This window comes from Palleronia caenipelagi (genome assembly GCF_007004065.1).
In the GTDB taxonomy this organism is placed as follows: Bacteria; Pseudomonadota; Alphaproteobacteria; order Rhodobacterales; family Rhodobacteraceae; genus Palleronia; species Palleronia caenipelagi.
In genome coordinates, this window is record NZ_VFSV01000027.1 from 1 (window position 1) to 12,706 (window position 12,706).

At 61.4% G+C, this 12,706-nt stretch carries 10 protein-coding genes and 4 pseudogenes; 7 read left to right on the plus strand and 7 right to left on the minus strand.

The features are described 5' to 3' along the window. From FEV53_RS13715 to FEV53_RS13725, 3 pseudogenes are all read left to right on the plus strand, one after another. Positions 1–429, plus strand: a pseudogene (locus tag FEV53_RS13715) (DDE-type integrase/transposase/recombinase); the annotation flags it as partial. A gap of 61 nt (positions 430–490) precedes the next feature. Further along, positions 491–1,587: pseudogene (locus FEV53_RS13720) on the plus strand (IS3 family transposase); the annotation flags it as partial. 66 nt (positions 1,588–1,653) lie between these two features. Beyond that, positions 1,654–1,901, plus strand: a pseudogene (locus FEV53_RS13725) (integrase core domain-containing protein); the annotation flags it as partial. 183 nt (positions 1,902–2,084) lie between these two features. On the opposite strand, the pseudogene FEV53_RS13730 reads toward FEV53_RS13725, so the two are convergent. The 7 genes and pseudogenes from FEV53_RS13730 to FEV53_RS13760 form a co-directional block, all read right to left on the minus strand. Beyond that, positions 2,085–2,992, minus strand: a pseudogene (locus tag FEV53_RS13730) (transposase). Between the two features lie 151 nt (positions 2,993–3,143). Beyond that, complete coding sequence (gene queF / locus FEV53_RS13735; protein ID WP_142835394.1) at positions 3,144–3,605, minus strand: preQ(1) synthase; 462 nt, start codon at positions 3,603–3,605, stop codon at positions 3,144–3,146. Between the two features lie 122 nt (positions 3,606–3,727). Continuing rightward, positions 3,728–4,909 carry a methionine adenosyltransferase gene (gene metK / locus FEV53_RS13740; RefSeq protein ID WP_142835395.1) on the minus strand — a complete coding sequence of 394 codons (1,182 nt, stop codon included), beginning with the start codon at positions 4,907–4,909 and terminating at the stop codon, positions 3,728–3,730. A gap of 66 nt (positions 4,910–4,975) precedes the next feature. Further along, the gene (gene lnt / locus FEV53_RS13745; RefSeq protein ID WP_142835396.1) at positions 4,976–6,505 is read right to left on the minus strand and encodes an apolipoprotein N-acyltransferase; all 1,530 of its coding nucleotides are present in this window, start codon (positions 6,503–6,505) and stop codon (positions 4,976–4,978) included. Then, positions 6,450–7,322 (minus strand): transporter associated domain-containing protein, encoded by an 873-nt coding sequence (locus FEV53_RS13750; protein ID WP_142835397.1) that lies wholly within the window; start codon positions 7,320–7,322, stop codon positions 6,450–6,452. The genes lnt and FEV53_RS13750 overlap by 56 nt, the downstream gene beginning before the upstream one ends. Before the next feature lie 18 nt (positions 7,323–7,340). After that, positions 7,341–7,832: an rRNA maturation RNase YbeY gene (gene ybeY / locus FEV53_RS13755; RefSeq protein ID WP_142835398.1), complete on the minus strand. Its 492-nt coding sequence runs from the start codon at positions 7,830–7,832 to the stop codon at positions 7,341–7,343. Continuing rightward, positions 7,825–8,832, minus strand: a complete 1,008-nt coding sequence (locus FEV53_RS13760; RefSeq protein WP_185962211.1) for a PhoH family protein — start codon at positions 8,830–8,832, stop codon at positions 7,825–7,827. The genes ybeY and FEV53_RS13760 overlap by 8 nt, the downstream gene beginning before the upstream one ends. 135 nt (positions 8,833–8,967) lie before the next feature. Here FEV53_RS13760 and FEV53_RS13765 point away from each other — a divergent pair, with 135 nt between their 5' ends. From FEV53_RS13765 to FEV53_RS13780, 4 genes are all read left to right on the plus strand, one after another. After that, positions 8,968–9,759, plus strand: a complete 792-nt coding sequence (locus FEV53_RS13765; RefSeq protein ID WP_142835399.1) for an SDR family NAD(P)-dependent oxidoreductase — start codon at positions 8,968–8,970, stop codon at positions 9,757–9,759. A 141-nt stretch (positions 9,760–9,900) separates the two neighbouring features. Next, positions 9,901–10,902: a hypothetical protein gene (locus FEV53_RS13770; RefSeq protein ID WP_142835400.1), complete on the plus strand. Its 1,002-nt coding sequence runs from the start codon at positions 9,901–9,903 to the stop codon at positions 10,900–10,902. A 43-nt stretch (positions 10,903–10,945) separates the two neighbouring features. Continuing rightward, entirely contained in the window at positions 10,946–11,902 is a 957-nt protein-coding gene (locus FEV53_RS13775) for a KpsF/GutQ family sugar-phosphate isomerase (protein WP_142835401.1), read from the plus strand. Then, on the plus strand, positions 11,903–12,697 hold the full coding sequence (locus FEV53_RS13780; RefSeq protein WP_142835402.1) for a 3-deoxy-manno-octulosonate cytidylyltransferase: 795 nt from the start codon (positions 11,903–11,905) through the stop codon (positions 12,695–12,697). Positions 12,698–12,706 lie beyond the last annotated feature (9 nt).

Here is a 12,706-nt window from a genome sequence, read left to right on the forward strand (position 1 = left end):
GCGACGGCGGTTCGGCTACCGGCGGCTGCACATCCTGCTGAAGCGGGAGGGCTGGGACGTGAACTGGAAGAAGCTCTACCGGCTCTACCGCGAAGAAGGGTTAACCATCCGTAAACGGGGCGGACGCAAGCGCGCGATCGGAACCAGGGCGCCGATGGCGATCCCGCAAGGGCCGAACCCCAGCGCTGGTCGCTGGACTTCGTGTCGGATGCGCTCGCCGATGGCCGCCGGTTCCGCCTTCTCTGCGTGATCGCCGACTTCAGCCGGGGAGGCCTGGCGACCGTGGTCGACACTTCGCTATCGGGACACCGCGTCGCCCGCGAACTGGACCGGATCGCCGGGATACGGGGCTTCCCATGCATGGTGGTCAGCGACAACGGCACCAAGCTGACATCGAACGCCATGCTCAAATGGCAGGAGGATCGACGTAGGGATGGTCTTCCCCCACTGAAGTGGTCCTCCGCTATGTTTAGGAAAACGGAGGAAACAGATGGCAAACAAGCGACCAAAGCCGGAAGAGATTGTCACGAAGTTACGGCAGGTTGAGGTTCTGACGGGGCAAGGGATGCCGCGTCTGGATGCGATCCGCCAGATCGGCGTGACTGAACAGACGTTCTGCCGCTAGAAGAAAAAGTACGGTGGAATGGGCGCGGACCAATTGAAGGACCTAAAGCGTCTTCAGAAAGAGAATGAGCGGCTGCGCAAGGCCGTTTCGGATCTGACCCTGGACAAGCTGATCCTGGCGGAGGCCGCAAAGGGAAACTTCTGAGCCCCGCTCGTCGCCGTGCCTGCATTGATCGTGTTCGAGCGGAGCTGATTGTCTCGGAGCGCCGTGCCTGTCGTGTTCTCAGACAGCACCGATCGACACCGCGTAAGGTGCCTGCTGGTCGCCCGGACGAAGAACGCCTGGTCGCGGATATGATCGGGCTGACCCGGCAATATGGACGGTATGGCTATCGTCGGATTGCTGCGCTGCTCAGAGATGCTGGCTGGCATGTGAACGACAAGCGCGTCGAAAGGCTGTGGCGACGAGAGGGGCTGAAAGTCCCAATGAAACAACCAAAGAAGGGACGGCTCTGGCTGAACGACAGCTCGTGCGTCAGACTGCGACCAGAGCGTCGCGATCACGTTTGGTCGTACGACTTTGTGCATTGCCGCACGGACGATGGGAAGGCGTTCCGGACATTGAATATCATTGACGCGTACAGCCGGGAATGTCTGGCGATCCGTGTCGACAGGAAGCTGAACTCAGGCAACGTGATCGATGCGCTGAGCGACCTGTTCATCCTGCGCGGTGTGCCTTCGTTCATTCGGTCTGACAACGGCCCGGAGTTCGTTGCTGAGGCCGTACAGAACTGGATCAAAGCTGTTGGAGCCAAGACCGCCTATATCGAACCTGGATCGCCCTGGGAGAACGGATATGTGGAGAGCTTCAATGCCCGTTTCCGCGACGAGTTCCTGAATGGCGAAACCTTCTACAGCCTGCGAGAAGCCCAAGTTCTGATCGAAGAATGGAGGAAACACTACAACACGAAACGACCACACAGCGCATTGGGCCACCGCCCACCGGCCCCGGAAACCGTCGTCACGATGGACCGGAGGCCCGTCATGCACTCACAATCAAATTGGACCACTCAAGTGGGGCTGATCAGGGAATGGCATTACATCGCACCGGGCAAGCCGATGCAGAACAGCCCGGTAGAAAGCTTCAATGGCCGCCTGCGGGACGAATGCCTCAACGAGCACCTCTGCCCGACCCTGCGCCATGCCCGCCATTTGATTGCGGCATGATGCGACGACTACAATCACCACCGCCCGCACTCGAGCCTCGACGGGCTCACCCCCGAGAGTATCACCAACGGTCAATAGAGAACCAAAACACGAACAGAGCTAACCTGTAAACGCGGACTCCAAGCGGAGCAGGTCAGGACAGATCGGCACGACTGAGCAAGTTTACCATATTTTGGATCGGCGGTGTTACAGAACTCAGGCCTGAGGCGTGACCGCCCTTTACCCCGATCATGTCATGCCACGGGTATGATATCGGCGGTGCCATGGGCGTTGAAGAGATTCCTGAGTGCAACTCAGATTTGGATTTCGGCGGTCTGACAGTCGGGGTCTTAAGCGGCGAGGCGTTCGCTGAAAGAGTTCAGACACCGCATGCTCGTTTTGATCCAGCTGCGGGCATGGTAGCCCGTTCAGCGCTGCCAGAAGGCTCGGCCGTAGTGCCGGGCGGGGCGCGCGCAGAATTTCGTTCTGGGCGCGTACCGATAGGCAATCATTCTTCTACTGGCGACTGCTTTTCCGGATTGTAAGTGAGCGGATGACCGTAATCGGACCAAAGGAATGCCCTGACAGGGTGGCCTTGTGGCACCGGCACGTGTCACATGCACCGTCTGCGGTCACGGTGCCGTTCTTCTCATTCTCGGTGATTTTTCCAGGGAGTTCAGACAGGATGTGGCTTTCACCGTGGCGGCTGGGGGCGAATTCGACGGCGCCCATATCAAATATGGCCGAGGCCATCGCAAGGCGCACCTTGCGCCCTTCGCCATTGTCGCTCGGAGTTGCCTGACATGGCGCCATCCGTCCGATCCCGATGGTCCACGGCGGACAGTGCTTCATTGTCAACAAGTAGGCTCAGCGTTCGATCCGAAAGGCAATAGGGTATCCAAACGGCCAGTGCTTTCTGTTTGCCGCACGGGGCGGTATAGTTAGGGCTGGGGCATAGACGGAGCAAATTCAGCAGGCTCGCCACTCTCCCCGAAGTCCGGCGCAACGGCGACCAGAAGAGGAATTTGCACGACAGGCAGAATTGGATCGCTGCATCGGATAGGGCCAGCGGACGACCAGCGCGAGCGTCACGCGGCGCAAGCTAGGTCATAGTCTCGTCCACCCAGATGAGCAGCCCTCCACACTATCGCACCGCGGCATAGTAGCTCGACCCGTTCGTCGTGCGATAGTAGGCGGAAGGTGGTTTGCTCGTGCAGCGCATCTAACCGTCTAGATTCGAGCAGTGCATCCTCGACTTCTAGCAATGTACAACATTGCGGATCAAAAATATAACCGGTCGTCTCACCCTTCGGAAAAACGCCGATCGCTACCGGTAGATACAGCGCGCGAGAAGGCGATCAATCTGGGCTCTATCAGCCCCGACCGCGGTATCCGGGGACGTCCTGACCGGGGATCCAAACATCGTCAGGAACAGGCCCCGACTGCCAGAAAATATCTATGGGGATGCCGCCGCGGGGGTACCAGTAGCCACCGATCCGGATCCATTTTGGAGCCAGCAGCTCCTCGATCTTAGTGACCACGGTCATGGTGCAATCCTCGTGGAAAGAGCCGTGATTTCGGAAGCTGTGCAAAAAGAGCTTGAGCGACTTGGACTCGACCAGCCAGTCACCCGGCACGTAATCAATCACCAAATGGGCAAAATCCGGCTGCCCGGTCATCGGACAAAGCGAAGTGAATTCCGGGCAGGTGAACCGCACCATGTAGTCCCGACCCTTATGCGGCGCCGGGACGCGTTCAAGAACCGCAGTCTCCGGCGACATCGGCTGGGCAGTGTCCTGTCCGAGTTGGGTCAGGCCTCTTGTATCGGTCGACATGAAGAACCTCCGGAGTGTTTTGAGGGCAACGGTATTCAGCGCTCAGGCGAGGAACAAGGCGCACCTCTGGGTCAGCGCAACGCCCCCGACCTAAGAGCTGGGATCGGCGCCGCGCAGCACTCTCAAACTGCCGTTTTCAGCGCATCCGCCAGATCTGTCTTTTCCCAGGAAAAACCGCCATCGGCCTCAGGAGCGCGGCCAAAATGGCCATAGGCGGCGGTGCGCTGGTAGATCGGACGGTTCAGCCCCAGATGGGTCCGGATGCCGCGAGGAGTGAGGTCCATGACCTGCGACACCGCTTTTTCGATCTGGCTCTCATGGACTTCGCCAGTTCCGTGAGTGTCGGCATAGATCGACAGCGGTTTGGCAATGCCGATGGCGTAGGAGAGCTGAATGGTGCAGCGCTTCGCCATGCCAGCGGCAACCACGTTTTTCGCCAGATAGCGCGCGGCATAGGCGGCAGAGCGGTCGACCTTGGTCGGGTCCTTGCCGGAGAAGGCCCCGCCCCCATGGGGCGCCGCGCCGCCATAGGTATCCACGATGATCTTACGACCTGTCAAGCCGGCATCCCCGTCAGGGCCACCGATCACGAACACGCCGGTAGGATTCACCCACCATTCGGTATTTTCGGTGAGCCAACCTTCGGGGAGAACCTCACGGATGTAGGGCTCGACAATCGCGCGGATGTCGTCAGAGGTCTGGTCCTCACGCTCATGCTGGGTCGAGAGCACGATGGAGGTCACTTCGACGGGCTTACCGTCCTCGTAACGAAGAGAAATTTGGCTCTTGGCATCGGGGCGCAGGGTCGGCTCCTGCCCCGATTTACGCACGTCAGCCAGACGGCGCAGCACGGCGTGGGCATAGTGGATCGGCGCCGGCATCAGTTCCGGTGTGTCATCCACCGCGTAGCCGAACATGATGCCCTGATCGCCTGCACCTTCGTCCTTGTTCTCGGCGGCATCAACACCCTGCGCGATATGGGCCGATTGCGGGTGCAGCAGGTTGGTGACCTTGCAGGTGTTCCAGTGGAACTTGTCCTGCTCGTAGCCAATGTCCCTGATGCAGTCGCGGGCGATGCCATCGATGCGCTCCAGGTATTCGTCCAGTTTCGCCTTGTCGCTGAGGCCGACCTCGCCGCCGATCACCACACGGTTGGTGGTGGCGAAGGTTTCACACGCCACGCGGGCTTCCGGCTCTTCGGTGAGGAAAGCATCCAGAACCGCATCCGAGATCCGGTCGCAGACCTTATCGGGGTGGCCTTCGGACACGGACTCCGAGGTAAAGATATAGTTCTGACGCGGCATGAAAGTGCTCCGTTGGGTCCGGGGTGGCGCGCACGCCAGGAAGCCGTTGTGCGCATTGTCGGGCGGTTACCTCCGGGCGCGTCCGGATTCAAGGAAAATGCGCCATGCGCCCAACGCAGAGATCATGAGCAAGAGCAGCACAGCAACAGGCCAGTCGCCGGTTCTGGCATAGAGTGTCTCGGGTCCGGGGGGCGGCAGGGCCACATCCAGATGCCCGGCCACGCCCATGGGGATCTCTCCGATCACCCGCCCCCGCGCGTCGATCCCCGCGGAAATGCCCGTATTGGCAGCGCGGAGCATGGGCAGCCCATGCTCCACGGCGCGCATCCTCGCAATCGCCAGATGCTGCTGGGGTCCGGCAAAGGTGCCGAACCAAGCGTCATTGGTGATCTGCAGCAACCAGTCGGGACGCGCGGCGACTGCGCCCACTTCCTGCGGAAAGATCGCCTCGTAGCAAATCAGCGGCTGCGGCTGTCCGAGCGGGCCGAGATCGAGCACCCTCGGGCCAGGCCCGGCGGAATAGCCCCCGACGATCTCGGCGAGTCCCCGGAGCCCGCCGCGTCGCAGCACATCGCCAAAGGGGATGTACTCGCCAAAGGGAACAAGGTGGTGTTTGTCATAGACGTCCAGTAACGCACCCTCGGCGGACAGAACCGCCAGCGCGTTGTAATAGCGGCCATCCTCACGCCTCTGGGCACCCGCGATCACGGGCACTCCCCCAGCCCGCCCGCTGATCTCGGCGAGGATCGGATCGGCACCGGTCAGAAGAAACGGCAACGACGTCTCGGGCCAGACCACCAGATCGACATCGCCCTCGGCGGCGCTGAGATCGAGACTGCGGCGGAAGAAGACGGGGACAAGATCGGGATCCCATTTCTGGTCCTGCGGCGCGTTTGGCTGGACGAGGCGAACGGTGCCGACGGGCTCGGCCATGGGCAGATCAGGTCGCAGCGCCCCCAGCCCCACCACGCCGCCCCAGCCTACAAGCACGACCGCCAGCGCTGGAGCCGGGCGCAGGACCGCGGAAATCGCGGCGATCACGACCGTGACCAGAGTCAGGCCGTAGGGCCCTGTGAACGCCGCCAATTGGAGCCCCGGCCCGTCAGACCAGATCTGGCCCACTAGGACCCACGGAAAGCCTGTGAAGATATAGCCGCGGAGCAGCTCCGCCGCGGTGAGGCAGAGGGCAAACGCTAGCGCAAAGCTGCCTCTTCCCTGCGCCAGCCAGCGCGCAAAGCCGAAGGCCGTTGCCCAGAACAGCGCCAGCCCGCCCGACATGAAGATCAGCGCAAAGGGGGCCATCCAGCCGTGGCGTGCGGCATCGACGAAGAATGGTTCGACGATCCAGTGCAGCGTCAGAGCGAAATAGGCTGTACCAGTGACCCAGCCGATGAGGGCTGCCCGTCGGGGCGAGAGCGCGGCCCGACAGAGCCAGCACGACAGCGCCAGCCCTGCCAGTGCAACCGGCACCAGCGAGAATGGTGCCTGCCCCAACCCGGCCGCGAGACCGGCCAGAGCGGCCAGTGCCAAACTGCGACGATCAGCCACCGGAAGGGAGACGCACCCGAATCCGCTTGAGCCGCCGGGGATCGGCATCGACGACCTCGAACTCCATCCCAGACGGGTGGGGAATGACTTCACCGCGCGCTGGCACCCGGCCGGTCAGCGTGACCACGACACCGCCCAGCGTATCGGCGCCGTCCTCGACATCCTCATCCTCGATCTGACGCCCCAGCGCCTCCTCGAATTCCTCAAGCGGCGTGTGGGCCATGGCGATCCAGATGCCCGGCTTCTCTTCCGAGAAGAGGTCAGCCTCTTCCTCGTCATGCTCGTCCTCGATCTCGCCGATCACCTGTTCGATCAGGTCCTCGATGGTCACAAGCCCGTCCACCCCGCCATATTCGTCGATCACCAGTGCCATGTGAGTGCGTTCGCTCTGCATTCGCTGCAAGAGCACCCCGACGGACATCGAGCCCGGCGCGTAGATAAGGGGCCGCATCAGCGCCTCAGCGTCAAAGTCCTTCTCAGCCCCGAAACCGTGGCGGAGCGCGAAATCCTTAAGGTGGATCATGCCACGCGGATGGTCGAGGGTTCCGTCATAGACCGGGATGCGGGTCAGGCCGGATTCACGGAATTTCTCCGCAAGTTCATCACGGCTGACGGTGATCGGCATCGAAACGATATCGACGCGCGGGATTGCTACATCGGAGAGACGCTTGCGCCGGAGATTGATGAGCCCGGGACCGGTCTCGGCGTGATCCGTCACCTCGCCTGCAATCGTGTCGTCTTCGGCCTCATCCTCGGGGCCGGACCATGAGCCGAAGATCCGACCGAAGAAACTCTTGCCTTCGCTGTCGTCGGCGCCCGGCCTCTCAGAGCCGTCTTCGGGTGCGCCAGTCTCGGTATTGGACATCTCTCGCCGTTTCTGTTGCTAATCGCGCTCATATGGGGGAGCGACCCCTAGGGTGGCAAGTATCTGCGTCTCCAAAAGTTCCATCAGTTCCGCATCGCCATCCCGGATGTGGTCATAGCCCAGCAGATGGAGCATCCCGTGAATGATCAGATGCAGGCTGTGATTATGTAGGGAAATACCAGCTGCCTCCGCCTCGGCCACCATGGTTTCCCAAGCCAGCGCAATATCGCCGATCTCCGGATCCTCGGGGGGCAAAGGCGCCCCCCCCTCCGCCTCGGCGCCACGTTCCTCAGAGGGCCAGGACAGCACATTGGTCGGCTGCGGCTTGCCCCGGAAATCGGCGTTCAGCTCTGCGATCCGGGCGTCATCGCAGCCCAGTACCACCATTTCTACTTCGTCGAGACCCAGATGGGCGGCGGTAGCGCGGGCCGCGATCCCGGCCCAGTCTTCGAGACCGGCCTCTTCCCAGCGCGGGTCCTCGAAGACGACATCAACGGTGAAGTCAGACATCGCGCTCATAGGCTTCGATGATCTTGGCCACGAGCGGATGGCGGACAACATCCTTCGAGGTAAAATAATTGAACGAAATCCGGTCGATCCCCTGCAACAGAGTTTCCGCATGCGAAAGACCGGAGACCTGTCCGCGCGGCAGGTCCACCTGTGAGCGGTCGCCGGTGATGACCATGCGGCTGCCTTCGCCCAGACGGGTGAGAAACATCTTCATCTGCATGGAGGTGGCGTTTTGGGCCTCGTCGAGCACCACAAAGGCGTTGGACAGGGTCCGCCCCCGCATGAAGGCCAGCGGCGCGATCTCGATCTTCTTTTCCTCCATGAGGCGCGCGAGGATCTTGCCCGGCAGAAAATCGTTCAGAGCGTCATAGAGCGGCTGCATGTAGGGATCGACCTTGTCCTTCATGTCGCCCGGCAGGAAGCCCAGCCGTTCACCGGCCTCGACCGCCGGTCGGGACAGGATGATTCGGTCCACTTTCCCCTCGATGAAGTGATTTACCCCCACCGCCACGGCCAGATAGGTCTTGCCCGTCCCCGCCGGACCGATGCCAAAGTTCAGCTCATTCGCGAAAAGTGATTTTACATAAGCCTTTTGCGCCTCGGTGCGGGGCTCAACCAGTTTCTTGCGGGTACGAATCTCCACCGATCCGCCCTTGAACATCTCGATCTGGCCATCGCCCATTGGCTCCGACTCAGCGCCCATGCGCAACTCACCCGCGATCGCCGCCGGATCGACTTCGCGGCCCGACTCAAGCCTCAGATACAGCGCTTCGAGCACCTCACGTGCACGGGCGCGGGCCTCGGGCTCGCCAATGATCGTCAGATGATTCCCACGGCGCAGGATCTGCACGCCCAGATCCCGTTCAACCTGAACGAGATTGGCGTCCCCGACCCCACAAAGCTCTATCAACAAACGGTTATCAGGAAACTCAAGATGGGTTTCGGAGGTCGTCTCCGACTGGATATCGGGCTCTGCGTAGCTTGGGGTGGTCTGCGCCAATAGGGTCTCCGTCCGAACGGTGTGTCACTGTCCCTATGGTGGGCGCGACAGAGGCCAAGGGCAAGGGGGCCGTCCGTCGTATTTGCATGTTCGGGACGTCTTGAACCTGCCGGGCGGCGTGATAGCCATAGAGCCATGCAAGATATTGATACGTCTGAGACCAAACTGACCACGTTCCCCGACCTCACCGGGGCCTCCGTTTTCATTACCGGCGGCGGATCCGGGATCGGCGCCGACCTCACCCTCGGGTTCCTGAGGCAGGGCGCAAAGGTCGCCTTTATCGGGCGCAGCGACGCGGATGCGTTCGTCCGTCAGGCCGAGCGGGAAACCGGCAACAAACCGCTCTTCATTCAGAGCGACATCACCGATCTGGAGGCCCTGCGCGGCGCCGTCGCTCAGGCCGAGGCTGCCCATGGCCCCGTCACCGTACTGGTGAACAACGCGGCTAACGATCAGCGCCATGAAACGCTTGAGGTGGACGAAGAGTTCTGGGACTGGTCCACATCAATCAACCTGAAGGCTTATTTCTTTGCCTGTCAGACGGTGATCCCGGGCATGCAAAAAGCTGGCGGCGGGGCGATCGTGAACATGACCTCGATCAGCTACATGATGGGGAACACGGGTTATCCGATCTACACCACCAGCAATTCCGGAATCAACGGAATGACCCGTAGCATCGCCCGCGAATTCGGTCCGGACAAGATCCGCGTGAATGCCATCGCACCGGGTTGGGTGCTGACGCAGAAGCAACTCGATAAGTGGGCGACGCCCGACGCGCTGGCCGCCCATCTGGAGCGGCAATGCCTGAAAGAACACCTCAGCCCAGAGGATATCGTCGGCGCAACTCTCTTCCTCGCCTCATCGGCATCGCGGATGATCACCGGACAATCCCTCGCCGTCGATGGGGGCGTGGTTGTTTCTGGTTAAGCGAACAATAGCCCTAACGGCTAGGTTTTCATCAATTCGGCTGTCGAACACAGTTTAACCAGGTAAACGGTTGTGCTAACGGCCATACGCATTCTGCAAAGACATGCGCACACCCGTTCAGGTAACGTTAGGCATTGAGTTATGGCGAAAATTAAAACGGCCCCTGAATTCGACATCGTTCTAATCGGACAAAAAGGCCGGGTCGGCTACGAGGCGGGGCTGTTCGTCGCCAGCCTGCGCCAGTCCGATCCGGATTTCGCGGGCCGCGTCATCATCCTTGAGCCACAGGAAGGTGGCGCCTGGGCAGAAGATCCCCGGATGCCGGAAGACCTCCGCGAGCTTTTCACCGGGACGCTTGATGCAGAGATCAGACCCTTCGACGCGAAGCACTTTGGTGCGCACTACCCGGTTGGAAACAAGATCGAAGGTTTGCAAGCCCTCGACGCGGACCGTCCCTTTGTGTTTTTCGACAGCGACACTCTTGTCACCGGCAAGATCAGCAAAATTGCCTTTGATTTTGATCGCCCCGCCGCCTCCATGCGCCGCATCGGAACCTGGCCTCAGCTCGAAATCTACGGACCGGGTTACAACGAGATCTGGGGAAGCCTGTATCGCAAAGCCGGCCTCGACTTTGAGGGCAGCCTCGATGTGTCTCAGCCCGACGAATACTGGGAACGATACCTGTACTTCAATGCCGGGTGGTTTTTCGGCCGGTCAGGTCCGGAATTTGGCGAGCTGTTTCTCAAGCACGCGTTGATGATCCGGGACAATCCCACCGAGGAATCGTTGCTGCAGGAGCTCAACCCTTGGCTTGACCAGGCGGCTCTTCCTCTGACGATCCATGCGCTGGGCGGCGGGCGACCGGGACCCGAACTGGCGGGGCTCGACGGTGACATCACCACCCATTACCGCACCTTTCCGCTGCTCTATGCCCGTGAAAGCGACGCGGCCGTGGCCGCCGCCGAAGCGGCCATGAGCTCGAACAAAGTGAAAAAGGTTCTTAAACAGCATGAGCCGATTTTGCGGTTTGTTCTGCAGAACAAGGGGCAGAAGGCGCGCAAAATGTTTGATCAGGCCAATCTCCCTCGCAAAGAGCAGGCGATCCGCAACCGTTTAAAATCTGCCAATCTCTGGATGCGGTGACGGCACGCTTGCCCGAGCGGCTCCGGCCCTCTAGAGCAACCTCATGACCGACGAAAACATCATTGCCGCCGCCCGTCAGCTCCTGACGACTGAGGCCGACGCACTGGCCGCGCTCAGCCGCACGCTGCCCGACGACTTTGCCGCTGCCGTGACCGCGATCAAAGCGTCTGAAGGCCAGGTCGTCGTCGCCGGCGTCGGAAAATCCGGGCATATCGGTCGTAAGATCGCGGCAACACTCGCGTCGACCGGTACCCCGGCAATCTTCGTGCACCCGACCGAGGCCAGCCACGGAGATCTTGGGATGATCCGGGCACAGGATATTTGCCTGTTGATCTCGAATTCCGGCGAGACGTCTGAACTGGGCGATCTGCTCGCCTATTGCCGCCGGTTCGACATCCCGATGATCGGACTCTCAAGCCGTCCCGACTCGACGCTGATGCAGGCCGCCACCTATCGGCTGACCCTGCCCCAGATGCCGGAGGCCTGCCCCATGGGCCTCGCGCCGACGACCTCAACGACCATGACGCTCGCGCTGGGCGACGCACTGGCCGTTGCACTTATGGAAGTCCGGGGCTTTACCGCCGAGATCTTCTCGGTTTTTCATCCGGGCGGCAAACTCGGTGCCCAATTGGCGCGAGTGCGTCAGCTTATGCATGACGGCGAGGATTTGCCGGTTGTGAGCGCCCAAACCCCGATGAGCGACGCGCTGATCGAGATGACATCCAAAGGGTTCGGGGTGGCCGCCGTCGTCGCCCCCGACGGATCGCTGACAGGCGTCGTCACCGATGGCGACCTGCGCCGCAACATGGACGGCCTGCTGGATCGCAAGGCCGGGGATGTGGCCACCAAATCACCGGTCACAGTCGCGCCAGACATGCTCGCCGCCGAAGCGATGGCCATCCTGCAAAAGCATCGTATTTCCGCCCTGATTGTCACGGATGGAGGCACTCCACTCGGCGTTTTGCACCTCCATGACCTCCTGCGCGCCGGAGTCGCCTGAATGAAAACCGCCATCCTGATCCCCGCCCGTTTCGCCTCGACCCGCTACCCGGGCAAACCGTTGGCCAAACTGAACCTGCCCGATGGCAGTCGTAAATCCCTGATCCGCATGACATGGGAAGCGGCACAGGAGGTCGAGGGCGATCAGGAGATCTATGTCACGACCGATGACGACCGCATCCGCACCCATGCAGAGGGCTTTGGAGCCTCGGTCATCATGACGCCGGAGACCTGTCGCAACGGCACCGAGCGCTGCGCCGCCGCGCTGGAGGCCGCCGGGCTCGACTGCGACATTGTAGTAAACCTGCAGGGCGACGCCCCCCTGACGCCACCGTGGTTCGTCTCGGCCCTGATCGAGACAATGGCAGCCGGAGAGGCCCGGGTCGCCACCCCGGTCCTGCGCTGCGATGAAACCACTTACAATCACTTTGTCGAAGATCGACGCGAGGGTCGCGTGGGCGGCACGACTGCCGTTTTCGGCACCGATCACCGCGCGCTCTACTTCTCTAAGGAAGTGATCCCCTGGCTTGACCCGGCAAAACTCGGCGATGCCGAAATCCCGGTTTTTCATCATGTGGGCGTCTACGTCTACACCCGCGAGGCCCTCGCGACCTACGGCACCCTGCCCGAGGGCCAGCTGGAAAAGCTGGAAGGGCTTGAACAGCTCCGCTTCGTCGAGAATGGCCTGCCCGTGACCTGCGTCGAAGTGGAGGGGCGCGGACGGGTCTTCTGGGAACTGAACAACCCCGGCGACATCCCCCGCATTGAACAGGCCCTGCGCGAGATGGCGGACTGACCGCCCCAG